A 26,640-nucleotide genomic window follows, 5' to 3' on the forward strand; every position below is an offset into this window, starting at 1 on the left:
GGCCAGCTGTTCGCTGACCATGGCGCCCCGCCCGGCAGCGAGTTCAGGCCAGGACTCGCTGGTGGTTTCCAGCATAGGCCAGGTCTCGGCATACAGCGGATGGTCGATGATGCCGCTCAACTGGGTCGGCCAGCCGCCGACACGGGTGTCGAGCTGCCAACTGGGCAACTGGGCATGCACCTGCGGGCTTTGCTCGAGCCACAGGCCTATGGCCTCCGCCTGCTGGGCATCCTGCGGGCGCACGTAGATATCCGCGGCCAGGCGTTGATCGAGCCAGCCGGTAAAGGTCTGACGAAAACCCTCGGTCATGCTGCCGACGCCGATATTGGCTGCCAGCGCCAGCAACAGTGCCATCAGCGCGACACTCAGACCCGACAGCTGTTGCTGGCTGTCAGCCCAGAACCATTGGCGGACTGGTCCACCCCGGCTCCGTTGGGCCAGCCGCAGCAGGGCCTGCAAACACAGCGGGAGCAGCCAGGCTGCTCCCAACAGCAGACAGGCCAGCAACGCAAAACCGGCAAGTAGGGAGTTGCCCCAGGCCATCAGCGCGCCGGCCAGCGTCAGAAGCAGCGCTCCGAGCAAGGTCTGCCGTCTGATCATGCGCCCTTGCGCCTCACGCCACGCCTGCGGCCTGGCCCAGGCAAGTACCGGCAAGCGCATCGCGGCGAGTACGCTGCCGCCGCCAGCAATCAGTGTGCCGAGCAGGCTCATGCCGAGACCGGTCAGCCACCAGCTGGCATCAAGCGTCAATTGGCCTGCCACTTGAGCGCCATACAGACCACGAAGACTGGCCGCCAGATCACCGACCAGCAGGGCCGCCAGCGCAAACCCACTGAGCACCCCGAGGCCGCCACCCAGAAGGGCCATCGCCAGCAACTCCAGCAGCAGGACCGCGAGCAGCGTCTTCAGGCTGACGCCGCAGGCGCGCAGTGTCTGCAACAGGCCTCGGCGCTGCTCCATGGCCAGATTCGCCGCGGCGTGAACGATGAACAATCCGACCACAAAGGCGAGCAATCCCAGCGCAGTGAGGTTGAGGTGGAAACTGTCGGTCAGGCGCACTAGGTCGCCTTCGTCGCCGGCCTGCCAGGCCAGGGGTACCTCGGCTGGCAACGCTGGCTGCCCAGCCGCGAAGTAATCTTCGACAAGCAGCTGGCTCAGCATGCCGCGCTGCCCCAGCAGCCGCTGAGCTTGGCCAATATCCACCAGCAACATTCCCGGCGGCAGATCCTCCACCACGTGCAGGGGCGGCAATCGTTCGCCACCCTCAAGCGTCGGGGTAGCGCCCGCCGCAAGTCCGAGCTCGGCTAGGGTGTCGGCGGCTATCCAGGTAAGCCCGGGCGGCAACAGGAATGCCCGCAGGGTATCCTGGTTCCCTATCTCACCCGTGACGGCGCCCTCGCCCGGCAGGGTAAGAGGCTCGATACCGGTCAGTTGCAGTCTGCGCCCGCTATCCTCGTCCGCCAGCTCGACCGTCCCGCGCAGCACGGGTGAAACCGGCCAGCCAGCACGGCGCAATGTGACGAAATACGCCTGCTCGAAACCGCGCCCCGCAGGATCCACCAGCACCGTTTGTGCACCGCCGGCAAACAGCTCTGCGGCGCGATCGTAGCTTTCACGTGCCTGGCTGTTGAGCGCCTGAACGCCGGTCCACAGCGCGGTGGCCAGCCACAGGCCGACCAGCAGGCAGGCAGCCTGCAGCGGATGGCGGCGCCAATGACTGAGCAGTGTGTGCAGCACCCATCCACAATGACGGATCACTTCCCGCTCCCGTGCACCCGACCGGCTTTCAGTACTACCTGGCGATCCAGCCGGGCCGCCAGGCTCGCGCTGTGGGTCACCATCAGCAGACTTGAACCGGCTTTTTGCACCAGTTCCAGCAGCAACGCCATCACCTCGTCAGCACTGTTTTCGTCCAGATTCCCCGTGGGCTCATCGGCCAGTACCAGCGGCGGCCGCACTGCCAGAGAGCGACCCACGGCCACCCGCTGTTGCTGGCCGCCGGACAGTTGCTCGGGATAGCGCTGCAGCAGATCAGCCAGGCCCAGGCGCTGGGTCAGCCAGTCCAGCCAACCCTGATCCAGCCTGCCCGCCAGCCGCGCCTGAAACGCCAGATTGTCCGCCACCCGCAGCGAGGGAATCAGATTGAATTGCTGGAATATCACCGCTACCTGATCACGCCGGAACGCCGCCCGGGCAGACTCGTTCAGGCCGGCCAAGGATTGCCCGGCAACATGAATGTCGCCGCTGTCAGCCTGATCCAGGCCGGCGACCAGATGCAGCAAGGTGCTCTTGCCGCTGCCCGACTCACCCATCAGCGCCAGGCTGCTCCCGGCCTCAAGTCGGAGACTGACGCCGTCCAGCACCGGCAGTTGGCCCTGTGGGCCGGGGTAGGACTTCTTCAGGTTGCTTATTTCAAGCACGTTGAATATCCCCCGCACCGGCAGAGTGCACCAATGCATTTAGCAATGGCTCCAGCGGTTCTGCCTGGCGTTGCCTGCGCCAGTAATCCGGAGACAACCCGGTCCAGCGCTTGAACGCCCGCGAAAAACTCGCAGCCTCGGCATAACCTAACTGCCGGGCGATGCTGTCGATGCCCAGTGCACTGTCGTGCAACAGCCTCTCGGCCAGATTACGCCTGACCCGCTCATCCAGTTGCCGATAGGAATGTCCCTCCCCTGCCAGGCGGCGATGCAGGGTACGCTCGGAAAGGCCGAGGTAAGCCGCGGCTTCACGCGCCGGGTGAATATGACCAGAGCGACTCATCAGCAACTGCATCACCTGACCGGCCAGCGGTGTATGGATATCTTCCAGGCTGTCGCACAGGTGCTGGCACAGGCTCGCGCAGGTGCGCTGGGTCAGTGCATTGGCCAGGGGCAGTTCGGTGCGAAGATCCTCTGCCGCTATCAACATATGGTTGCCGGAGGCCTGCGTGTTCACAACGCAGCCAAAGTGCGTCGAATACAGTGCCGGAGTGCCGGCGCCAGGCACGCATAAATCCACCCTCAAGGGTACAAACGGCCGCTGCAACAATTCCGAGAACAGGCATTGCCACGCGGTCATGCCTCGCTCGACTACCAGGCAGCGTGCATCGGCAGGCAGCACAGTTTCATCCAGCGTCATCAGCACGCCATCGGGATGCTCCTGCAGTGACACCGGACATATCGAGAGCGACAGGGGCCTGAACTGGCCGGTGACGTCGATCGCATCGCGCAGGGTTCTGCTGGCCAACATCGCGTAGCCAAGCAGGCCGAGACTGGTCAGGTGATAACGCCGACCGATCTGCAGGCCGATACCGGCGGCCGAGCGCTGCGCGACCAGATTGCGGATGACGGCAAGCTCCTGCCACAACTCGACGCGGTCGATGCTCTCGATATCGGCCGCCAGGGCCTGCGCGCTCCCTGCCCCATCTGTGCTAGCGGCCATGCGCTGCAAGCCAGTATCAGCCAGGCATTCGGCAGCGGCCACCCCTTTGTCTGCAGCGACCTCAAGCAAAAAACGCAGATTGGTATTGTCCCGTCTCTGTCGCCAGTCCAATGCTGCCTCCTCGTATTTTGGCAGTAATTATCATTCGGTGGCACAACTGATCATGGAAGCAGTATAGAGGCTCGGGCATGCTCAGAAGGTAAAAACCTATAACAAGAGGTAACCGCCATGCCCGAATTCTTCTATACCACCGCGCGCAACAACCTGGCCCGCAAGAGCCCTCACTTTCGCACCGCGCCGGTCGCCGGCGGCCTGGGTGCGGACATCCACGATATCGACCTGAACAGCCTTTCCGAGCAAGGGCAGGCAGATCTGCGCCAGGCTCTGCTGGATCACCAGGTCCTGTTTATCCGCGACCAGTCACTCAGCGTGCAACAGTTGGAGACGGTATCGCAGCGCTTTGGCGAGTTCGGTGTGGAGCCCTATGTAAAACCGATGGTCGATCACCCCCATGTGGTGCATGTGGTCAAGGAAGCGACCGAAGGAACACCGTTCGTGTTCGGCGGCGCCTGGCACTCGGACTGGTCATTCCAGGAATGCCCGCCCGCCTTTACCCTTCTTTATGGCCATGATGTGCCCGAGGTGGGCGGCGATACGCTGTTCAACAATATGTACCTGGCGTGCGAGTGGCTATCGCCGACCATGCGCAGGATATTGCTCGAGCTCAATGGCATCAATACGCCGGAATATGGCTACGGCCCTAACGCCAAACACAACGCCGGCCTGGAGAGCATGCAGATCGTCTATGGCGAGAACGTCGACCACGATGTGCGCTGTCACCCGTTGATTACCCGCCACCCGGAGACCGGTCGCAATGTGCTGTTCGCCAACCCTGCCTATACTCTGGGTATTGAGGGCTTGAAGGCCGAAGAGGCGAGACCCCTGCTGGACTATATATTCTCGGTAGCCAGCGCACCGGCATTCACCTGCCGCATGCGCTGGACACCGGGCACGCTGGCCATCTGGGATAACCGCTGCGTATGGCACCAGCCGGTGTCGGACTACTTCGGCCAGCGCCGCGAAATGTACCGAACGACTGTGGTGGGTGATAAGCCCGAGCGAGGCAGCTTGAATGAATGAAGAGAGGATTTTTGATCCACGCAGTGCCGCCGACGACCTGTTCGTGGCACGACGCAACCTTGAACCCTGCGAACCGGTGGCGGGCAAATACGAGATCGGCATGCTGGAGCAGGCTTATACGGTTCAGGAGGAACTGATCAAGCGCTTCAACTACGTGGGTCAGAAGACAGTTGGCTACAAACTGGGCCTCACTGACCCGCAAGCCCAGGCCGAGATGGCGCTGGAAATGCCGTTATTCGGAAAATTGGTGCAAGGCTGGAGCTATGAAGACGGCGCCAGCATACCCATCGAGAAACTGATTTCCCCACGAGTGGAAGGCGAGGTTGCTTTCATTTTCAGTGCCGCAGTGGACGATCCGGAAGTTGACGAGGAAACGCTGATGAACAGTATCGGCAAGGTTGTGCCGGCACTGGAAATTTGCGATTCGGCCTTTGCCGGCTGGCCTCGCAGCCTGTTCGACGCTGTGGCAGACAACCTGTCATCAGGTTTCTATGTGCTGGGCAAGGAGCAGCGGGATGTCCGCGACCTCGATTTCTCGGGCATGACGATGCAGCTCTACCGCAACGATGAAAAAGCGGTGGAAGGCAACGCCGGCAAGTGCATGGGCAGCCCGCTCAAGGCCTGCCTGTGGCTGGTCCGTGAGCTCGCTGAACGCGGCACCCCCGTGCAGGCCGGGGAAGTCATACTCTCGGGCTCACTGGGGCCCATGCAGAAAGTGGAAAAAGGCGATCGAATCCGGCTGGAACTGGGCGGTCTTGGCAAGCTCGAGTGCAGTTTCGAGTGAGGTGGCGACGGACAAATGGCGGGCAAAGAAAAACCCCGCCGAAGCGAGGTTTTGCAGAACATTGTTCCTGATCATCCCTAAATCGAGGTGCCTCCAGGCACTGTCCCTGCTCCGTGTTAATTCTTGATGCGTCCCTGCGTTGCTCCTAGCGGGATCAATACTACGCAGGGAGCAGGGACCTGCCCATAGTCGATCACCGCCAGGCCTTGTAAGCGTTTACCTACAAGGCCTCCTCGACTCAGAACTGGGCTGCGTCCAGCTCGAACAACGACTCGCTACCGGCGCGTACCGCTTCGCTCAATGAGTGAATGCGTGGCAGCAGGCGCTTGATAAAGAAACGTCCGGTGCCAAGCTTGGCGGCATAGAAGCCGTCGCCGTCCTGATCGAGCCGGGCGAGAGCGGCCTTGGCCATCCGCGTCCACATGTAGCCGTAGACTGTGTACCCAAACACGTGCAGATATTCGACCGATGCCGCGCCGATTTCGTTGGGATTGGTCTTGCTGCGATCGATGACCAGTGCAGTAAGCTCTTCCAGATTGGTCAGCGCCTTTTCCAGCGGCTGCACGAAATCGGCAAGATCCTTGTCCTGGTTGGCGGCGATAAACTCGCGGACCTCTTCGGCAAATACCTTGAAGAAGGCGCCACCGTTGGCCACGGTCTTGCGGCCCATCAGGTCCAGCGCCTGGATACCGTTGGTACCCTCGTAGATCTGACCAATCCGCGCATCGCGCACCAGTTGCTCCTGTCCCCACTCGCGCACATAACCGTGACCACCGAGAATCTGCTGGCCATGAATACAGCTCTCCAGCCCGATATCGGTAAAGAAGGCCTTGGCTACCGGTGTCAGCAGCGCAACCAGATCCTCGCCCTTCTTCTTGATCTGGGGATCATCGGCAAACTTGCTGATATCCAGCTGCGAACCGACATAGGTGGAGAATGCGCGGCTACCTTCAGTCATTGCCTTCATGGTCAGCAGCATGCGACGTACATCGGGATGCACGATAATCGGATCAGCCGTTTGCTCGGGTGCTATTGCGCCGGTCGGCGACCGGCTCTGGGTACGCTCGCGGGCATAGGCAACCGCCGTCTGGTAAGAGGCTTCGCCGCAACCGATACCCTGGATGCCAATCGACAGGCGCTCATAATTCATCATGGTGAACATGGCATTGAGGCCCTTGTTCACTTCCCCGATCAGGTAGCCTTCGGCGCCATCGAAATTCATCACGCAGGTAGCCGAGGCCTTGATGCCCATCTTGTGTTCGATCGATCCACAGCTGACGCTGTTGCGCTCGCCCAGGCTGCCGTCAGCATTGACCAGCACCTTGGGCACCAGGAACAACGAGATGCCCTTGGGTCCGGCTGGAGCATCAGGGAGCTTGGCCAGAACCAGATGAATGATGTTGTCGGTCAGGTCGTGCTCGCCGCCGGTGATAAATATCTTGGTGCCGGTAACCGCATAGGTACCGTTATCCTGCGGCACGGCCTTGGTGCGGATAATGCCCAGATCCGTGCCGCAATGGGGCTCGGTAAGGCACATGGTGCCGGCCCAGACTCCGCTGTAGAGGTTGGGCAGGTATGCCTGTTTGAGCTCCTCGCTGCCGTGGGCATCGAGCGCCAGGCAGCAACCCGCGGTCAGCGCGGGATAAAGCGCGAAGCTGTTATTGGCACCGTAGACCATTTCCTCGACCTGCACTCCGAGGGTCTTGGGCATACCCAGACCACCAAATTCAGGATTACCACCCAGACCGACCCAACCGCCTTCGGCGTAGGTGGTGTAGGCCTGTTTGAATCCAGCCGGAGTCGTCACCACGCCATCGTTCCAGTGGGCACCCTCTTCATCGCCACTACGATTGAGCGGGGCAATGGTCTGGGAGGTAATCTTGCCGGCTTCCTCGAGCATGGCTTCGGCTGTTTCGGCGTCAATCGCACCGTTCAGCCCGGGCAGGCTCTGCCACAGCTTGTCGGCTTCGAAAACCTCGTTGAGCACGAAGCGAATATCACGCAGGGGGGCTTTGTAATCGGCCATGGAAAATCCTCTTGCAGTAGCGTCGCCCGGACCATCCGGAACAGGGCGCCAAGTGTACCGCGACAACAAATAGATCGATAGCGTCTTTAAATGACCATTTTGTAAAATCCAGTCACAAACAGTTTCAGCACCAGCAAAAGAAAAACCCCGAACCAGTCGGGGTTTTTCGTACGGCTTGCGGCTTGCAACTATCTACGGATCAGAACTGCTCGGCAGTCATTTGCATCAAGTTGTCCGCACCGGACTCCAGCGCTTCCACGTGGGCCTGGGCGCGCGGCAGCAGGCGCTTGAAGTAGAACTCCTGAGTCGCCAGCTTGGCCTTGTAGAAGTCCTCTTCGCTGGTGCCGGCATCGAGCTGCTTCTGCGCGGCCATGGCCATCTTCACCCAGAAGAACGCCAGGGTGACGTAACCCGAGAACATCAGGTAATCCATCGCTGCCGAACCGATTTCCTCACGGTTCTGCATCGCCTTCATCGCGATTTTCTGGGTCATCTCGCCCCACTGGGCATTCAGCGCGCTGAGCTTCTTGATGTGCTCGCCGAACTGGGCATCGCCTTCGTTGGCCTTGCAGAAAACGTGCACCTCCTTGGTGAAGGCGCGCAGCATCTTGCCTTGGGTCATCAGTACCTTGCGACCCAGCAGGTCCAGCGCCTGGATGCCATTGGTGCCCTCATAGATCAGGCCGATGCGGCAATCTCGCAACTGCTGCTCCTGGCCCCACTCACGCACATAGCCGTGACCACCAAATATCTGCACACCATGATTGGTCGCTTCCAGACCTGTTTCGGTCATGAATGCCTTGCAGATGGGCGTGAGGAAAGCCAGCTGCTCTTCGGCGTTCTCGCGCTCGGCAGCATCAGAGGCGTAATGCGCCTTGTCCAGCAGCTGCGCAGTGTAAAAAGCCAGCGCCCGGTTACCTTCATTAAAGGCCTTCATGGTCAGCAGCATGCGACGTACATCGGGATGCACGATAATCGGGTCGGCAGGCTTGTCCGGTTCCGCAGGACCAGAGAGCGCGCGCATCTGCAGGCGATCCTTGGCGTAGGCCAGAGCACTCTGGTAGGACGCTTCACCGTGACACAGACCCTGCATGCCAGTACCCAGACGGGCATGGTTCATCATCGTGAACATGCAGTTAAGGCCCTTGTTCACCTCACCGATCAGGAAGCCCTTGGCATCATCAAAGTTCATCACACAGGTGGCCGAAGCCTTGATACCCATCTTGTGCTCGATCGAGCCGCACTTCACACCGTTACGCTCGCCGACTTCGCCGCTGGCGTCGGGCAGGAACTTGGGCACGATGAACAGCGAGATACCCTTGGTGCCCTCGGGCGCGCCCGGCAGCTTGGCCAGCACCAGGTGCACGATGTTCTCGGCAAAATCATGCTCGCCGCAGGAGATGAAGATCTTGGTGCCGGTGATCTGGTAGCTGCCATCGGCCTGGGGCACCGCGCGGGTCTTGGTCAAGCCCAGGTCGGTACCGCACTGCGGCTCGGTCAGGCACATGGAACCTGTCCACTGTCCGGCAAACAGCTTGGTAAGGTACAGCTCTTTCTGGTCCTGGCTGCCGTGGGCGCGAATCGCCGCCGCACAGCCCTGACTCAAACCCGGATACATGCTCCAGGCATAGTTGGCGGCACCTGTCATCTCGGCAGTCACGAAGCCGAGGGAAACCGGCAGACCTTGACCACCAAACTCCACTGGAGCAGTCATAGAGGGCCAGCCGTTCTCGACGAACTGGTGATAGGCCTCCTTGAAACCGGCCGGAGTGGTTACTACGCCGTCATCGATATGGCAGCCTTCTTCGTCACCGGTGCGGTTCAGGGGTGCGAGAACTTCGCCGGCAAACTTTGCGGCTTCTTCCATCACCGCGGAGATCACATCCGGGGTCGCGTCGGTCAAATTGAAACGCTCGTAACCTGCGCCGAAATTGTGCAGTTCTTCCATCACGAAGCGCATATCGCGCAACGGAGCTTTGTAATCAGGCATGATGCAATCTCCAAAATAGACAACTGGCTTGTGCCAACCGCCAGAATTCATACAGTCGTTTGAACACTATGCCGACCAGCGTTGCCGGTCAAGGCATATGCCGGCCAATTTCATTGCTTGATACAAAGCCATAAGGCACCGGCAAAACACAGACCGACCGCAAGCGACACAATCTGGAGAACTACCCGAAATCGCTGCGTTGAGCTCCTGCTTTTCGATGCGCTGCTCAGCCTCTGTATATTCCTTAAAGATATATAAAAATCAGTTTTCGTGCTTGGACAATATTAGAGTTCCCTTTTAAGGTGGCGACCTGAAAGGTTCCGGCACGCGGGGCCTCAGCTATATGACAAGGTTCGGGTTGATGAGCTGGGATTCACTGCCAATGATTGGCGTCGCCTTCCTGCTGTGCTGGGTGTTCTATGCCTTTGCCCGGGAAAAATTCAGTCCCGACGTCGTGGTCGGCATCGCGGTAGCGGTTTTGTTGGTCAGCAGCCTGCTGAGCCCTGCCGATGTGCTCGGCATCCTGTCCAACAGCGCACCCATCACTATTGCCTGCATGTTCGTTCTCTCCGCCGCGCTGGAGCGCACTGGCTGTGTCGAGGCTCTGGGCAAATGGCTATCGCGGATGGGTGGCGGCAGCCCGCTGCGCACCCTGTTCAGCCTGATGCTGACTGCCATGGTGCTCTCGACCTTTATCAATAATACGCCCGTGGTTGCCATCCTCACGCCTGTCGCTGTTACGCTCGCAGCCCAGGTCGGCAGCAAGGCATCGAAAATGTTGATCCCACTGTCCTATGCCACAATCCTCGGCGGTACGATGACGATGATTGGCACCTCGACCAACATACTGGTTGATGGCGTAGCGCGGGAACAGGGCATGGAGCCTTTCGGCATGTTCGAGATATTCCTGCCGGGGCTGATCATGGCCGCGATCGGCCTGGCCTTTATCATGCTGGTCGGCCACCGCTTGCTGCCTGACCGCGAAAGTTTGTCCAAGCAGTTGCGGCCCGATCAAAGCCGGCCTTTCATGACCGAACTGCTGGTGCCCCATGACTCGCCCGTGGTCAACCAGAGCATCAGTGAGGCCAAACTCAATGGCGACAGCGGTATTCAGGTACTGAAGATTTTCCGTGGCGACGAAGAGCTCTCCACGCCGGTTAACACCACCGTGTTGAATGCCGGCGATAGGCTGGTGCTGCATGCCAACATGCGCGATTTCATTGAGCTGCGCCAAACCGGTCTGTTGACGTTCAATCACGAGCAGCCGGCCAACTTCGAGACCATTTCTACCCGTGACGTAGTGCTGGCTGAAGCAATCGTCGGTCGCAATTCGCGCTACAGCCACCGGCCGATGCGCGACCTGAACCTGACCGCGCGCTACGGCATCCACGTGCTGGCGATCCATCGCCACAACGAAAACATTCAGGACAACCTGGACGACTTCCAGTTGCAGTTCGGCGACGTGATGCTGGTGGAAGGCACGCCAACGCAGATCCGCAAGTTTGCCGACAATGGCGACCTGATCAGTCTGAATACCGTGCAGGAGCGCGCCTATCGGCGCAACAAGGCGCCTATTGCGATTGCTTCGGTGCTGGGCGTGATGTTAATGGCGGCGCTACAGGTGATGCCCATCGAGGGGCTGGCGATGATCGCAACAGCCATTGTCCTGGCAACCGGCTGCCTGGATACCGAAGATGCATACAAGGCCATTGACTGGCGCATTCTGACCATCATCTTCGGCATGCTGGCGATCAGCGTGGCAATGAAAAAAGTCGGTCTGGTGGATACCGTGGTCGCCCAGGTGATGCTGCTGGCCCCCCTGATGGGCCCGCTGTTCATGCTGTCGTTTATTTACCTGCTGACCTCGGCGCTGACCGAGATCGTCAGCAACAACGCGGTGGCGGTGCTGCTGACGCCGATTGCGATGGGCGTAGCCTACCAACTGGGCGCCGATCCGCGGCCGTTCGTGGTCGCGGTGATGTTTGCCGCCAGCGCCAGCTTTGCAACGCCCATCGGCTATCAGACCAACACCTTCGTTTACAGCGCCGGCGGCTACAAATTCACCGACTTCATGCGCATCGGCATTCCGATGAACCTGATCATGTGGGCCACTGCGACGCTGGTTATTCCGTTGATCTGGCCGCTGTTTCCGGCTTGAGAACGGCTGGACGCGGCAGGCTTATTTAGCCGCTTCCAGCGCCTGCGCCAGATCCGCGAGAATATCGTCGACATGCTCGATACCGATCGACAATCGAACCATATCCCGCGGTACGCCGGCCTTGGCCAGTTCTTCGTCGTTCAACTGACGATGGGTAGTAGTCGCTGGATGGCAAGCCAGTGATTTCGTATCACCAATGTTGACCAGACGCACGATCAGATCCAGCGCATCGATAAACCGCGCCCCCGCTTCCTGACCGCCCTTGATCCCGAATGAGAGAATCGACGCTGGAATACCGCCCATGTAGCGCTGCGCCAGCGCGTGTTCGGGGTGATCCGGCAGACCCGCAAACTGTACCCAGCTCACCTGAGGATGCTGCTGCAGATAGTGCGCGACCTTCATGGCGTTCTCACAATGACGCTCCATGCGCAGGGACAGAGTTTCCAGCCCCATTAGTATCTGGAACGCATTCATTGGCGAAAGAGCCGCGCCCATATTGCGTAGGGGCACTACCCGGCAACGGCCGATGAAAGCAGCAGGACCGAAGGCTTCCGTATAAACCACACCGTGATAGGAGGGATCGGGCGTATTCAGAATCGCAAAACGCTCGGCGTTATCGGCCCAGGGGAAGGTCCCACCATCGATAACCATGCCGCCCAGCGTCGTCCCGTGCCCACCAATATACTTGGTCAGGGAGTGCACAATGATATCCGCGCCGTGTTCGATCGGACGACACAGGGCTGGGGTGGCGACGGTATTGTCGACGATCAGCGGCACCCCATGACGGTGCGCTGCTTCGGCCAGCGCAGCGATATCGATGATATTGCCCGAGGGATTGCCGACTGACTCGCAGAAGACCGCCTTGGTGCGCGAATCGATCAGACTTTCCAAGGCAGCGATGTCGTCATGGGCGCCAAAGCGCACCTCTATGCCTTGCCGCGGCAGCGTATGGGCAAACAGGTTGTAGGTCCCGCCATACAGCTTTGCTACTGAGACGATGTTGTCGCCCACTTCTGCCAGCGTCTGTATTGCATAGGTGATGGCCGCCATACCCGACGCCACTGCCAAACCCGCGACGCCGCCTTCCATGGCCGAAAGCCGTTGCTCGAGCACATCATTGGTCGGATTCATGATTCGCGAATAGATATTGCCCGGCACCTTCAAGTCAAACAGATCCGCACCATGCTGGGTATTGTCGAATGCGTAGGAGGTAGTCTGATAGATAGGGACCGCGACCGCCTTGGTGGTCGGATCCGGGGAATAGCCAAAGTGAACTGCGAGGGTTTCGAGCTTCATGTTCGTTAGGTTCCATCATGAGGGAATACCCAAGCATGCCCATGCAGCCGACCAAAGGTCAATATCCTAGTGTTTGCAGGACTCATCCGCGATCAGAGCCTGTAAGGTGCATGAGTTGCTCTATCATGAATAGTGTATTACCGCGGGCAAGACCCCGGGTCCTTCCACCACCAGACATTTCATGAGCGAGGCGCCACTGTGAATTCAACACCAGCCAACCCAATCATTGTTGCCAGCGATCTGAGCGGAGAGGCCGACATGGCACTCAGCCGTGGCTGTCAGCTAAGCAAGCGTCTGGGCGCGCCCCTGATAGTTCTGCATGTCATAGATAGCGGTGCCCGAGAGGATCTTATGCGGGCGGAAACGCAACTCCAGAAGCAGATCGCCCGCTGCCCTGACCGCCAGAATATAGAAGCACGTTTGTATGTTCAGGCAGGAAACCCGGCACAGGTCATTGTTGCCGTGTCGAAGAAGGAGAATGCAGCATTACTGGTCATGGGCCGGCACCATAAAAAGGGGCCCGAGCGTTTTGTCGGAACGACGCTGGAGAAGGTCAGCCGTCTGGCCACCGTGCCAACCTTGCTGGCAACCAGCGAAACCCCCGAGTACCGTTGCGCAATGCTTGCGCTGGATTTTTCCGCGTACGCCAGCGAAGCCCTCCGGGTCGCGGCTATGTTGCTCGACGGCGGCAAACTGCACGCACTGCACGTATCCAACCCACCTTCCGAAGCGATTACCTCAAAGGCCGGCAAAGACTTTATAGCTGAACAGCAGAGGGTCCTTGAACTGCTGATTGCGGATGAGCAGGAGACCCTGGACATGCTGGGAATCAGACGTCCGGAGGTACACCTTCTGGTGGAAAGCGGAGAAGTGCGAAGCCGGCTGGAGCAGACCGCCGAGCGCCTGCGCCCGGACTTTGTCGCCTTGGGCTGTCACAGCCGCAGCGGCCTTGAAGAGGCATTGATCGGCAGCCTGGCCAAGGCATTGATGCAGAACCCACCCTGCGACCTGCTGGTTACCCGCTGAAGCAGCGGCGGTATGCGCCGATGCTTTGAGGAAGGGCTTTTAGCGTGCTTCGATATGCTCATGCAAAGCAATGAATTGCTGGGTTAACTTGTGTCGCCCGTCGAGATAGATAAGCGGCGTGTTAACTTGGTGGGATTCACGCATCCGCACGGAGCTGGAAAGGTAAACCGGAAGCACCGGCAGTCCTTCGGCAATCAGCTCATCCAGCATTTGCTGGGGCAGCGAAGCCCGCGCCTGGAACTGGTTGACCACGATGCCCTCAACCTCCAGATCCTCGTTATGCTCTTCCTTGATGTCCTCCAGTTCGCGCAGCAAACCATAGAGCGCCTGCCGAGAGAAACTGTCGCAATCAAAGGGAATCAGGCAGCGGTCAGACGCAATCAGCGCCGAAATAGTATAGAAATTGAAACTCGGCGCGGTATCGATATAGATCCGCTCGTAGTTATCCTTGAGATCATTCAGCAGCTTGCGCAGCTTCTGGATTTTGTAACGCGACTCGAGCTTATGCTGCAACTCGCCGAGCTCGGGACTAGCGGGCATCAGCCAGAGATTCTCGAACGGCGTCTCGGTGACGAACTGCTCAGCCTTCTTGCTGAAAAGACTGCTGGACAAGGTCTGGGAAAAAAAATCAGCAATTGTCAGATCCACGTCCTCCAGTCCGTCACCGAGCAGATAATGGCTCGAGTTAGCCTGGGGGTCGAGATCGACCACGAGTGTCTTGTACCCAGCCGCGGCACTGACCGCGGCCAGATTGCAGGCGATACTGGATTTACCCACACCTCCTTTCTGATTGAAAATTACCCGCCGCATAACGCTCTCCCTGTCAGCTCTAGCTATCTCTAAATGTATTCAGACCACGATAGCAGAGGGGTCGTGATAGATCGCCGACAACTCGTGCACCGCCTCAATAAATGCGCCGGCATGAGCCGGGTCAACCTCGGGCGTGATGCCGTGCCCCAGATTGAAAACATGGCCGTTACCCTTGCCGTAGCTTTTGAGGATGCGCGCCACTTCTTCGCGGATAGCCGCTGGCTTGGCATAAAGCACGGTCGGATCCATGTTGCCCTGCAAAGCCACTTTTGACCCTACGCGAGCGCGTGCCGCGCCCATGTCGATGGTCCAGTCCAGACCCAGCGCATCGGCGCCGCTGTCGGCAATACTTTCCAGCCACAAACCACCATTCTTGGTGAACAGGATTACCGGCACACGGCGCCCGTCATGCTCGCGGATCAATCCGGAAACGATCTTGCGCATGTAGGCCAGCGAGAACTTCTGATAGGCGTCGGCTGACAGATTGCCGCCCCAGGTATCGAAGATCTGCACCGCCTGGGCTCCGGCCATGATCTGGCCGTTCAGGTAGGAGGTAACGGATTCGGCGAGCTTGCCGAGCAGCTGATGCATCGCTTCGGGCTGATCGTAGAGCATGGCCTTGGTCTTGCGGAAATCCTTCGACGATCCGCCTTCGACCATATAGGTGGCCAGGGTCCAGGGGCTGCCGGAAAAGCCGATGAGCGGCACCCGACCGTTGAGCTCACTGCGGATGGTGCGCACCGCATTCATCACGTAGCCCAGATCCTGCTCCGGATCAGGCACCTTCAACGCTTCAACGTCCGCCGGCGTGTCGATCCGCTTGCGGAAGCGCGGGCCTTCTCCGGTCTCAAAATACAGCCCCAGGCCCATCGCATCCGGAATGGTCAGGATATCGGAAAACAGAATTGCCGCGTCCAGCGGATAACGCTCCAGGGGTTGCAGGGTTACCTCGCACGCCCGTTCCGGGTTCATGCACAAACCCATGAAATCGCCCGCCCGGCTGCGCGCTTCGCGGTATTCCGGTAGATAGCGGCCAGCCTGGCGCATCATCCATACTGGCGTTACATCAACAGGCTCGCGCATCAGGGCACGCAGGAAACGGTCATTTTTCAGCTGGGGCATGAAATAGCATCCAATTGCGGAATCAGCGGCCATTGTACCGGGAAACCAGAGTAAAGATCAGCGGTGGCCGGGCAAACACGCGGGTCATGTTGCCGCACGATGTGTTGCTGCGTCGCCGGCAAAATACCGACAACACAAAAAAGGGCGCCCTCGGGCGCCCTCTTATCCGGCCTGTGCTTCAGAGCTCGAGATACTCGAGTATCCCCTCGGCGGCCTGACGGCCTTCCCAGATCGCAGTCACTACCAGATCAGAGCCGCGCACCATGTCACCGCCAGCAAATATCTTCGGGTTGCTGGTCTGGAAACGGTACTGTGCCTGCTCCACAGCGACCACACGCCCCTGGCTATCAGTATCCACATTCTTCCCGGAGAACCAGTCGGCCGGGCTTGGTCTGAAGCCAAAAGCGATAATCACTGCGTCGGCGGGGAGGATTTCTTCCGAGCCCGGAACCGGTTCCGGACTGCGACGGCCACGCGCGTCGGGCTCACCCAGGCGCGTCTCGACCACCTTGACGCCTTCCACACGGTCTTCCCCGACAATGGCAATCGGCTGGCGATTGAACAGGAACTTGACGCCCTCGTCCTTGGCGTTTTTCACTTCCTTGCGCGAACCGGGCATATTCTCTTCGTCCCGACGGTAGGCGCAGTGAACCGACTTGGCGCCCTGGCGGATCGACGTCCGGTTGCAGTCCATTGCCGTGTCACCACCGCCCAGGACCACAACACGCTTCCCCTTGAGATTGACGAAATCATCTTCGGATTTCTCGAAACCCAGGTTACGGTTGACGTTGGCGATCAGGAAATCCAGCGCGTCGTACACGCCGGGCAGATCCTCACCGGGGAAACCACCTTTCATGTAGGTGTAGGTACCCATACCCATGAAGACCGAGTCATACTCCTCAAGCAACTGATCGATGGTCACGTCCTTGCCCACTTCGGTATTCAGGCGGAACTCGATGCCCATGCCGGTGAACACTTCGCGACGACGCGACATGACGGTCTTTTCCAGCTTGAACTCGGGGATACCGAAAGTCAGTAGCCCGCCGATCTCGGGGTTACGATCAAACACCACCGGACTGACACCGGCACGCACCAGAACGTCGGCACAGCCCAGGCCTGCCGGGCCGGCACCGATGATCGCCACGCGCTTGCCGGTTGGCACCACGTGGGACAGATCCGGACGCCAGCCCATCGCGAAGGCGGTATCGGCAATGTATTTTTCCACCGAACCGATGGTCACAGCGCCGAAACCGTCATTCAAGGTGCAGGCGCCCTCGCAGAGTCGATCCTGCGGGCAGACACGACCACAGACCTCGGGCAGCGTGTTGGTCTGGTGCGCCAGCTCGGCAGCCTCGAGAATGTTGCCCTCGGACACCAGCTTCAGCCAGTTGGGGATGTAGTTGTGTACCGGGCATTTCCATTCACAGTATGGATTACCGCACTCCAGGCAGCGGTGCGACTGATCGGCGGCCTGCTCCGGCTTGTACTGTTCGTTGATCTCGACGAACTGCGTCTTGCGCATCTTCAGGGGACGCTTCTGCGGATCCTTGCGGCCCACATCGATAAACTGGAAGTCGTTTTTCAAACGGTCAGCCATAAATAAACCTCTTAGCAGCAGCGGTAAGCCAATATGGCACGGCTGCAAACATTCACCTTGGGTTCGGACCCGATCGCAATGAATCGGGCCCGATGCCAGACAACCACTTTACTGCGGGTTGGCGCGGGTGCTGCTCAACAGTGCGCCCAGGCTCGCAGCCTTGGGCTTGACCAGCCAGAAGCGACGGATGTAATTGTCCAGATTGTCCAGAACCTCGGCGCCCCAGGCGCTGCCGGTTTCTGCCACATACTCGGTCAGAACCAGGGTCAGGTAACTGCGATAGGATTCCATTGACTCGCTGGCAATCCGGTGCAATTCCACCAACTCGTGGTTCAGCTTGTCGAAGAAGCTGTTGTCCTGGTCCAGTACAAAGGCGAAACCACCGGTCATGCCGGCCCCGAAGTTGTGCCCAGTATTACCCAGTACACAGACCATCCCGCCGGTCATGTACTCACAGCAATGATCCCCTGCGCCTTCGATTACCGCGTGGCAACCGGAGTTACGCACCGCAAAGCGCTCGCCCGCGCTGCCGGCAGCGAACAACTGGCCGCCGGTTGCACCGTATAGGCAGGTATTACCGATGATCGCTGTTTCTTCCGAGCGGAACGGGCTGCCCTTGGGCGGCACGATTACCAGTTTGCCTCCGGTCATGCCCTTGCCGACGTAGTCGTTGGCATCACCCTCGAGGTACATGTTTAACCCGCCGGCGTTCCACACGCCGAAACTCTGGCCCGCAGTGCCCTTGAAGCGATAGGTCACCGGCGCCTTGGCCATGCCCTGGTTACCATGCAAACGAGCAATTTCGCCGGATACCCGGGCGCCGATCGATCGATCACAGTTGGTCAGCTTCATCTCGAATTCGCCGCCGGTCAGGCCGTCGATACAGGGTCGAGCCAGCTCGACCATCTTCTCGGCAGTCAGGCCCTTGTCGAAGGGCTCGTTGCGCGGCGACTCACAGTACTGCGGCTTGTCTGCCGGCACGTCCTTGCTGAACAGCAGCGGCTCGAGATTCAGGTTCTGCTGCTTGCTGGTGTTACCCGGCAGGATTTCCAGCAGATCGGTGCGGCCAATGAGATCCTGCAACTGGGTCACGCCCAGTTTGGCCATCCATTCACGGGTTTCGGTCGCGACATAGGTGAAGAAATTCATCACCATTTCGACGGTGCCGATGTAATGGTTGTCACGCAGGTGCTTGTTCTGTGTGGCGACACCGGTAGCGCAGTTGTTCAGGTGACAGATACGCAGGTACTTGCAACCCAGGGCAATCATTGGCGCGGTGCCGAAGCCAAAGCTTTCGGCACCCAGAATGGCCGCCTTGATCACGTCCAGACCGGTCTTCAGACCACCGTCGGTCTGTACCCTCACCTTGCCACGCAGATCATTGCCGCGCAGGGTCTGATGCGCTTCAGCCAGGCCCAGCTCCCAAGGAGAGCCAGCATAGCGGATCGAGGTCAGCGGTGACGCGCCGGTACCGCCGTCGTAGCCGGAAACGGTAATCAGGTCCGCGTAGGCCTTGGCCACACCAGCGGCAATAGTGCCGACACCGGGTTCGGAAACCAGCTTGACCGAAACAAGCGCCTGCGGATTGACCTGCTTGAGATCGAAGATCAACTGCGACAGGTCTTCAATCGAATAGATGTCGTGGTGCGGCGGCGGTGAAATCAGCGTCACGCCCGGCACTGCATAGCGCAGGCGGGCAATCAGCTCGTTGACCTTGCCGCCGGGCAACTGGCCACCCTCGCCGGGCTTGGCGCCCTGGGCCACCTTGATCTGCAGTACATCGGCATTGACCAGATATTCCGGGGTTACACCGAAACGACCAGATGCGATCTGCTTGATCTTGGAGCTGCGCGAGGTGCCGTAACGGGCCGGATCTTCACCGCCCTCACCAGAGTTCGAGCGTGCGCCCAAACGGTTCATCGCCTCGGCAATGGCTTCGTGGGCTTCCGGCGACAGAGCACCCAGGGAAATACCAGCCGAATCGAAACGCTTGAAAATGCTCTCCAGCGGCTCGACCTGGTCGATATCGATCGGCGTCTGATCGTCACGCAGGCGCAGCAGGTCGCGCAATGAGGCGACCGGGCGGCTGTTGACCAGTCCGGCGTACTCCAGATACTTGTCGTAACTGTCACCCTGAACGGCATCCTGCAGCGCCCGGACTACGTCGGGGTTGTAGGCATGGTATTCGCCACCAAAGATGAACTTCAGCAGACCACCCTGCTGGATCGCCTTGCGGGGATTCCATGCTTCCTTGGCCAGCAGGCCCTGCTCCATCTGCAGGTCACTGAAGCGCGCGCCCTGGATACGGCTGACAACGCCACGGAAACAGACGTCGACCACTTCGTCGGCCAGGCCGACCGCCTCGAACAATTGCGCGCCGCGGTAGGAGACGATGGTGGAGATACCCATCTTCGACAGGATCTTCAACAGGCCCTTGGAAATGCCCTTGCGGTAGCTCTTGAACACCTCATACAGGTCACCGATGACTTCCCCGGTACGAATCAGGTCGCCAAGCACTTCGTAGGCCAGGTACGGATAGACCGCAGTGGCGCCAAAGCCGATCAGGACCGCGTAGTGATGCGGATCGCGAGCAGTAGCGGTTTCGACCAGGATGTTGCAATCGCAACGCAGGCCCACTTCAATCAGATGGTGATGGACCGCGCCTACGGCGAGGGCCGCGTGAACCGGCAGCTTGCCTTCTTCGATATAGCGGTCGCTGAGCACGAGCAGGGTCTTGCCCTCGCGCACGGCGGCCTCGGCCTGCAACGCAATACCCTTGACCGCTTCGGCCAGGGGCATGTCTGCTGCCACGTTCAGCTCGATGCGCTGGACGGCGAAGCCCGGACGCTCGAGATTCATCAGTGTGCGCCACTTGGCAGGCGACATCACCGGGCTGCTGAGAATCGCACGATTGGCGTGCTCGGCAGTTTCTTCGAATACGTTGCGTTCCGCGCCGACACAGGTTTCAAGCGACATAACGATCGCTTCACGCAGCGGATCGATCGCCGGGTTGGTGACCTGGGCAAACTGCTGACGGAAATAGTCGTAGACCGAGCGTACACGGGTCGACAACACCGCCATTGGCGTATCGTCGCCCATCGATCCTACGGCTTCCTGACCATTTTCGGCCAGCGGTCGCAGCACCTGGTCACGCTCTTCGAAGGTGACCTGGAACATCTTCATGTACTGCTTGAGCTGCTCCGGGCTGAGGAAGTCCGAACCATGGTCGCGGTCGTTCATCGTGGCCTGGATACGCAGCGCGTTTTCCTTCAGCCACTTGCGATAGGGGTGGCGCGATTTCAAGCGGCCTTCGACATCATCGGTGTGCAGTACTTCACCGGTCTCGGTATCGACCGCGAGTATCTGACCAGGGCCAACCCGTCCCTTGCTGATTACGTCTTCGGGCTGGTAGTTCCAGACGCCAATCTCCGAAGCCAGGGTGATATAGCCATTCTTAGTGACTACATAACGCGCCGGACGCAGACCGTTACGGTCGAGCAAACAAACCGCGTAACGACCTTCGGTCAATACGATACCGGCCGGGCCATCCCAGGCTTCCATGTGCATCGAATTGAATTCGTAGAAAGCCTTCAGATCGGCATCCATGGTCTCGACGTTCTGCCAAGCCGGCGGAACGACCATACGGATTGCGCGGAACAGATCCATGCCACCCGCCAGTAGAAGCTCAAGCATGTTGTCCATGCTCGAGGAGTCCGAGCCGGTCACGTTGACGATCGGCGAGATGCTGTCCAGATCAGGCAACAGCTCGTTGGTAAACTTGTTGCGACGAGCGTGCGCCCAGTTACGGTTGGCGGTAATGGTGTTGATCTCACCATTGTGCGCGACCAGACGGAACGGCTGGGCCAGCGGCCACTTGGGTAGGGTGTTGGTGGAGAAACGCTGGTGGAACACGCTGATCGCGGTTTCCATGCGCTGGTCGCTCAGGTCCGGATAGAAGCGGCCCAGGTCGGCTGGCATCATCAGACCTTTATAGGAGATGACCTTGTGCGACAGGCTGCAGACGTAGAAGTCCGGCGCTGACTGCATGGCAATCTCGGTCTTGCGGCGGGCGTAGAACAGCTTGATGCCGAACTGCTGTTCGTCCAGGCCTTCGCCGGAGACAAATACCTGTTCGATGCGCGGCATGCTGCTCAGGGCCAGCGGTCCAAGGACGCTACTGTCCACCGGCACTTCACGCCAGCCGAGCGATGCAAGGCCTTCGCTCTCGAGTGCGGCGTCAAAAGCCGAATGGGCCGCTGAAGTGGCAGCCTCGTCGGCACCCATGAAGACCATGCCCACGGCATATTGATCAGGCAGGGCGAGACCCAGCGATTCCTGGGCGACATCACGCAGGAAACGGTCCGGCTTCTGAATGAGCAAACCACAGCCGTCACCGGTCTTGCCGTCGGCGTTGATACCGCCACGGTGTGTCATGCACGTCAGGGCTTCAATTGCCGTCAGTAACAGGTGGTGGCTCGGCTCGCCCTGCATGTGGGCGATCAGGCCGAAACCACAGTTATCCTTGAACTGATCAGGCTGATATAAACCTGCTTTCATAGGCACACTCTCAAATGCTATTGAATTCAGACGCTTACGAGATTCAAACGAGACTGGATCTGGCTCGGCGCCGGACAAAAGGGGAGTAATTGTACACAGCGGTCATGATGGCCACAATTTTTTTTCGGCCGAAAGTGCCGCATAAGCGTATCCAAATGTCGTAAATAGGAAAGCTTTTCAGCGGCCAGACTACTAACGACGGGGGACAGGTGGTCTTACTGTCTCCCCGTCCGGTGACTTCAGTCAAGTGACTGCTGGATCTCACCAACCGATCGCGGCCAGGGGCTGGCCCGGCGCATCGGCTCCGGCAGATTTGAAATCCCCTGCTGGGCTTGCTGGCGACCAGGATAATTGCCCTGCGTGACTACAAACCAGGGCTTGTCCTGGTGGGTAGTTTCGAAAAATCTCAGATCAGACACACCGGGATTGGCCGCGATAAAGTCTCTGGCAGCCTCCCGGCTCCGCGAACCCAGCACCTGCAGGACATAACGGCTCGGCTCTTGCGCGCGGTACCAGTCCGCCCCAGCAACAGCCGAAGCGGGCTGAGCGGACTCCGGCGCTGGCGTCCTGGCGGCAGCAACCTCCACAGGAGCCTGCTCAACCGGCTCCTCCTGCTCGGTGTTGACCATCTCGGCTTCCGCAGGCTGAGTTTGCCCAGCGCTTCGGACGGCGTCTTGCGCGGCAGTATCACTGGCCTGATCATCGCCTGCGGCAGCACCGGTCCGGGCATCGGCCTGCGGATCGGAACGGCCACTCGATACACCTGGCTCGGCGTTCAGTTCGATCAGCTCGGCCAGCTGCGGGTCATCGGTCACATCCACAGGGACCACGGGTTCCGGGAGCTCGAGCACGGTGGTAACCGGCTCCTCCTGACGATCGCCCATGAACCATGCGAAACCGATGCCGACGGCTATCAATCCCACAGCCAGCAATGATTTTATCGGCAGCGGAAAACTTCGTGTCGCCAATGGCACGTCCTGCTGCTCCATGGCCTCGCGCATCGACTGCCGCGCGGCATCGTTGATGCGGCCGGGCCAGCCGCCGCTGTGCCGGTGAATCCACTGTATCTGGTCCTCGTCCAGCAACTCCACACCCTGCCCGGCAGCCTCGAGGCGCTGGGCGAGGTAATCACGTGTTTCGTCGATATCGTAGGGCTGCAGCGGTATCAGGTGCAGCCATTCTGCGCCCTCCTCCTCCGCGCTAACACCATCCAGCATCGGCTGAATGCTCTCATCGGCAAAGAGGAAAATGCGCAGGGGCGAATCACTGCCGCTGACGCGACTCAGCTCGACCAGTTCCTGCAAAGCTTCCTGCTCGAGCAGGTGCGCATCGTCAATGATCAGATACAGGTTCACGCCCGTTTCATGTAGCTGGCCAGCCCTGATCAGCAACGCTTCAGGATCACGGCCGCCGGCGTTGACTGCCTGGCAGAAAAACGAGGTTAACGCAGCTGCGTCGGAGAACTCGCGGGCCGTGGTCACCACGCACTGGGTCGTATCCTTGTTGCTACTGGCCACAAGCACCTGCCTCAGCAGCGTTTTACCGCTGCCCTCGGGGCCCGTGACAAGCAACACCTGATCGCCAAAACGGGCCAGATGGTGGAGCTGCGCCAGCACCGGCTTGCGTTGCGGGGTGAAAAACTTGAAACCCGGGGTGCGTGCCGCGAAGGGATCGTGGCTTAACTGGTAATACTCTTCGATACTTTCAGCACCGCTCAACGCGTTCATGCCTGCTTCCTGTCGGTCTGTCATGGGTGGGCCTGCGCAAGGGTGGCCTGCAAGGTTTCAGAATCAAATTCGGCGGTTACTGCTGCCTCACCAATGGACTTGAGCAGCACCAGTCGCAGTTGGCCATCCAGGACCTTCTTGTCTACCGCCATCAGCTCGACAAAGTCGTCGGGCGTCATGGCAGCAGGCGGCCGAACGGGCAGACCAGCCTGATCGATGATGCGAATACTGCGCGCTGCCGCATCCTCATCAATCCAACCCAGTCGCCTGGACATATCCAGCGCCATTGCCATGCCTGCACCGACCGCTTCACCGTGCAACCACTGCCCATACCCCTGATGAGCCTCAATGGCATGGCCGAAAGTATGACCGAGGTTGAGAATGGCACGAACGCCGCCCTCACGCTCATCGGCAGCAACGACTTCAGCCTTGATCGCACAGGACCGTGCTATCGCCTCGGTGATCAGATCAGGCTCCAGAGCCCGCAAGCCTGACATGTTTGCGTCCAGCCAGTCGAGGAATGCGGCATCGCGTATCAGACCGTACTTGATCACCTCGGCCAGTCCGGCGCTGACTTCTCTTGCGGGCAGGGTCCTGAGGCTCGCCGTGTCGATGATTACTGCCTTCGGCTGGTAAAACGCGCCGAGCATGTTTTTGCCGGCCGGATGGTTGATACCGGTCTTGCCCCCGACCGACGAGTCCACCTGTGAGAGCAGCGTTGTCGGCACCTGGATAAAATCGACGCCACGCTGATAGCAGGCCGCCGCGAACCCGGTCATATCGCCGATTACGCCACCGCCCAGTGCAACAAGCGTGGTACGCCGGTCGTGACGGGATGCCAGCAAGGTATCGAAGATCTGCTGCAGCGTTGCCCAGTTCTTGTAGGCTTCGCCCGTGGGAAGCACAACAGTCGACAACTGATAGCCTTCCAGTGTCTTGCAAAGGGCGTCCAGATAGAGAGGTGCCACAGTATCGTCGGTGACGATACAGACCTGCTTGCCAGCGATATACGGGGTGAACAGATCCCGCTGTGCCAACAGGGCGGAGCCTATGAATATCGGGTAGCTGCGATCACCGAGCTGGACCGTCAGTTGCTGCATATCAATCTCTCCCAAGCGAATCCGGCAAGAATACAACAGACAGCCCCGCCATGGGCAGCCAGCGGACAGACCCGAGGAGGGCAGACAATACGTGAGGGGTCAGGAATCGGATTCGAGCAATCGTCCGACAATGGTATTGACTACCACTTTGGGACCGCGCTGATCCGTATCGATGATTATATCCGCGATCTCCCGATAGAGCGGATCTCGTTTGGCCATCAGATCACGCAATACCCGTTCCGGGTCGGCATTCAGCAGCAATGGCCGTTGCCGGTCCTTGGAGGTTCTCTGCAGCTGCTGATCGACACTGGTACGCAGATAGACCACCAGGCCGTTGGCTGCGAGAGCCTGGCGATTGGCCTCGCGCATGACCACGCCGCCACCAGTGGCGAGTACTATCCCGTTCTCCATCACCAGCTCAGCAATCATTGCCTCTTCACGCTGGCGAAAGCCGTCCTCCCCTTCAACGTCGAAGATCCACGGAATATCGGCGCCGGTGCGCGCCTCTATTTCACGGTCGGAATCCTTGAAGGGATATTTGAGTTCCTTGGCCAGCAGCCGCCCGATGGTGCTTTTACCTGCCCCCATCGGGCCTACCAGAAAGACGTTGCGCAATGCGATTACCTGGCCACGGTGATGGCGCCGTTCTTGATGATGCGCGGAGTCAGGAAGATCAGCAGCTCGGACTTGGTTTCCATGGTCATATCGCGTCGGAACATTTTACCCAACACTGGCAGATCACCGAGGAAAGGTACCTTCGACTGGCTGTTCTGAGTTTCGCTGGAGAATACTCCGCCGATCACGATGGTCTCGCCATCACCTACCAGAATCTTGGCGTTGACCTCATTCTTTCGAATTGTTGGAACTCCGTTGACCTCGTTTGTGAAATCGGGCTCGTCCTTGGTGACGATCACTTCCATGATCACCTGATTGTCCGGCGTAATCTGCGGAGTCACTTCCAAAGAAAGAACGGCTTCAGCGAAAGCTGTAGTGGTCGCACCACTGGAACTGGCTTCCTGATAGGGGATCTCCGAACCTTTGAGGATCTTTGCTGTTTCCTTGTCGGACGTAACTACCTTGGGCTGGGAAATGATCTCACCATTACCCGTACTCTCCATAGCGGAAAGCTGCAAATCGAGTATCGCGTTGTTGGTAATGAAACCAATACCGATACCTGATGTGGAACCTGCCACACCAAGGTCGACGAAGGGCGTATTGAAAGGACGCGTTAATGAGCCCATAAAGCCAGCTGGCGCTTGACCTGTACCCGGTGTCAGGTCTGTTCGGCCGTCCTTGCCGAATGCACCGAATCGATCACCCAATTGAACGTTACCGCCCCAGCGAACACCCAGAGCCTTGTCGAAACCGACGTTGGCTTCCACGATGCGGGCCTCGATCATGACCTGACGGACTGGGATATCCAGCTGAGCCACGATTCGACGCAATTCATCGATTTTTTCCTGAGTCTCCAGGGCAATGATGCTGTTGGTACGATCATCTACTGTTATAGAGCCGCGTTGTATTCCTTCCCCTGCCGTAACTGAAGCAAAGAGGGTCGCTATATCGCTGGCCCGCGCATAATTAACCTGGATTAGTTCGCGACGCAACGGCGCCAGCTCGGCAATCTGCTTCTGGGACTCAAGCTCCTGCCGTTCACGCGCCGCAATCTCGTCCGCTGGCGCTACCAGCAGCACGTTGCCTACCTTGCGCTTGTCCAGCCCCTTGGTCCGAAGAACAAGATCGAGCGCCTGGTCCCATGGCACATTCTGCAGACGCAGCGTAATGCTACCCTGAACAGTGTCGCTGGCAACCAGGTTCAGGTCGGTGAAGTCGGCAATCAACTGCAGTACCGAGCGCACTTCGATGTCCTGGAAGTTCAGCGAC

18 protein-coding genes are annotated in these 26,640 nt (G+C 59.3%); 4 read left to right on the forward strand and 14 right to left on the reverse strand.

Annotated features, from left to right (window positions below; all coding sequences use genetic code 11):
• The 3 genes from ABYA88_RS09545 to ABYA88_RS09555 form a co-directional block, all read right to left on the reverse strand.
• Positions 1–1,758, reverse strand: a 1,758-nt coding sequence (locus tag ABYA88_RS09545) for an FtsX-like permease family protein (protein ID WP_373186910.1), incomplete at its 3' end; no start/stop codon positions are given.
• Positions 1,755–2,420: an ABC transporter ATP-binding protein gene (locus ABYA88_RS09550; protein WP_373186911.1), complete on the reverse strand. Its 666-nt coding sequence runs from the start codon at positions 2,418–2,420 to the stop codon at positions 1,755–1,757. The genes ABYA88_RS09550 and ABYA88_RS09545, both read right to left, overlap by 4 nt.
• Positions 2,413–3,534, reverse strand: coding sequence for an AraC family transcriptional regulator ligand-binding domain-containing protein (locus tag ABYA88_RS09555; RefSeq protein ID WP_373186912.1), 1,122 nt, complete (start codon positions 3,532–3,534; stop codon positions 2,413–2,415). Before ABYA88_RS09555 ends, ABYA88_RS09550 begins: the two co-directional genes overlap by 8 nt.
• 117 nt (positions 3,535–3,651) lie before the next feature.
• Here ABYA88_RS09555 and ABYA88_RS09560 point away from each other — a divergent pair, with 117 nt between their 5' ends.
• Both ABYA88_RS09560 and ABYA88_RS09565 read left to right on the forward strand, forming a co-directional pair.
• Positions 3,652–4,563: a TauD/TfdA dioxygenase family protein gene (locus ABYA88_RS09560; protein WP_373186913.1), complete on the forward strand. Its 912-nt coding sequence runs from the start codon at positions 3,652–3,654 to the stop codon at positions 4,561–4,563.
• Entirely contained in the window at positions 4,556–5,347 is a 792-nt protein-coding gene (locus ABYA88_RS09565) for a 2-keto-4-pentenoate hydratase (RefSeq protein WP_373186915.1), read from the forward strand. Before ABYA88_RS09560 ends, ABYA88_RS09565 begins: the two co-directional genes overlap by 8 nt.
• A 238-nt stretch (positions 5,348–5,585) precedes the next feature.
• Here the strand turns inward: ABYA88_RS09565 and ABYA88_RS09570 are convergent, their stop codons facing one another.
• Both ABYA88_RS09570 and ABYA88_RS09575 read right to left on the reverse strand, forming a co-directional pair.
• Entirely contained in the window at positions 5,586–7,373 is a 1,788-nt protein-coding gene (locus tag ABYA88_RS09570) for an acyl-CoA dehydrogenase C-terminal domain-containing protein (protein WP_373186916.1), read from the reverse strand.
• A gap of 199 nt (positions 7,374–7,572) precedes the next feature.
• Positions 7,573–9,363, reverse strand: coding sequence for an acyl-CoA dehydrogenase C-terminal domain-containing protein (locus tag ABYA88_RS09575; RefSeq protein ID WP_373186918.1), 1,791 nt, complete (start codon positions 9,361–9,363; stop codon positions 7,573–7,575).
• 361 nt (positions 9,364–9,724) lie between these two features.
• Here ABYA88_RS09575 and ABYA88_RS09580 point away from each other — a divergent pair, with 361 nt between their 5' ends.
• Positions 9,725–11,521 (forward strand): SLC13 family permease, encoded by a 1,797-nt coding sequence (locus ABYA88_RS09580; protein WP_373186919.1) that lies wholly within the window; start codon positions 9,725–9,727, stop codon positions 11,519–11,521.
• 21 nt (positions 11,522–11,542) lie between these two features.
• On the opposite strand, the gene ABYA88_RS09585 is transcribed toward ABYA88_RS09580, so the two are convergent.
• Entirely contained in the window at positions 11,543–12,817 is a 1,275-nt protein-coding gene (locus ABYA88_RS09585) for a bifunctional O-acetylhomoserine aminocarboxypropyltransferase/cysteine synthase (protein ID WP_373186920.1), read from the reverse strand.
• Positions 12,818–13,015: 198 nt separating this feature from the next.
• On the opposite strand from ABYA88_RS09585, the gene ABYA88_RS09590 reads away from it, so the two are divergent.
• Complete coding sequence (locus ABYA88_RS09590; protein WP_373186921.1) at positions 13,016–13,843, forward strand: universal stress protein; 828 nt, start codon at positions 13,016–13,018, stop codon at positions 13,841–13,843.
• 39 nt (positions 13,844–13,882) lie between these two features.
• Here the strand turns inward: ABYA88_RS09590 and ABYA88_RS09595 are convergent, their stop codons facing one another.
• The 8 genes from ABYA88_RS09595 to ABYA88_RS09630 form a co-directional block, all read right to left on the reverse strand.
• The gene (locus ABYA88_RS09595; RefSeq protein WP_373186922.1) at positions 13,883–14,653 is read right to left on the reverse strand and encodes a ParA family protein; all 771 of its coding nucleotides are present in this window, start codon (positions 14,651–14,653) and stop codon (positions 13,883–13,885) included.
• A gap of 39 nt (positions 14,654–14,692) precedes the next feature.
• Entirely contained in the window at positions 14,693–15,775 is a 1,083-nt protein-coding gene (hemE, locus tag ABYA88_RS09600) for a uroporphyrinogen decarboxylase (RefSeq protein ID WP_373186924.1), read from the reverse strand.
• Between the two features lie 178 nt (positions 15,776–15,953).
• Positions 15,954–17,372: an FAD-dependent oxidoreductase gene (locus ABYA88_RS09605; protein WP_373186925.1), complete on the reverse strand. Its 1,419-nt coding sequence runs from the start codon at positions 17,370–17,372 to the stop codon at positions 15,954–15,956.
• Between the two features lie 108 nt (positions 17,373–17,480).
• Positions 17,481–21,929 (reverse strand): glutamate synthase large subunit, encoded by a 4,449-nt coding sequence (gene gltB, locus ABYA88_RS09610; RefSeq protein ID WP_373186926.1) that lies wholly within the window; start codon positions 21,927–21,929, stop codon positions 17,481–17,483.
• A 239-nt stretch (positions 21,930–22,168) separates the two neighbouring features.
• Positions 22,169–23,656, reverse strand: a complete 1,488-nt coding sequence (locus ABYA88_RS09615) for an AAA family ATPase (protein ID WP_373186927.1) — start codon at positions 23,654–23,656, stop codon at positions 22,169–22,171.
• 20 nt (positions 23,657–23,676) lie between these two features.
• Complete coding sequence (gene aroB / locus ABYA88_RS09620) at positions 23,677–24,756, reverse strand: 3-dehydroquinate synthase (protein WP_373186928.1); 1,080 nt, start codon at positions 24,754–24,756, stop codon at positions 23,677–23,679.
• A gap of 99 nt (positions 24,757–24,855) precedes the next feature.
• On the reverse strand, positions 24,856–25,371 hold the full coding sequence (aroK, locus tag ABYA88_RS09625; RefSeq protein ID WP_373186930.1) for a shikimate kinase AroK: 516 nt from the start codon (positions 25,369–25,371) through the stop codon (positions 24,856–24,858).
• A 5-nt stretch (positions 25,372–25,376) separates the two neighbouring features.
• Positions 25,377–26,640, reverse strand: a 1,264-nt coding sequence (locus tag ABYA88_RS09630; protein WP_373186931.1) for a type IV pilus secretin PilQ, incomplete at its 5' end; no start/stop codon positions are given.

The sequence above is a fragment of the Halopseudomonas sp. genome, assembly GCF_041579695.1.
In the GTDB taxonomy this organism is placed as follows: Bacteria; Pseudomonadota; Gammaproteobacteria; order Pseudomonadales; family Pseudomonadaceae; genus Halopseudomonas.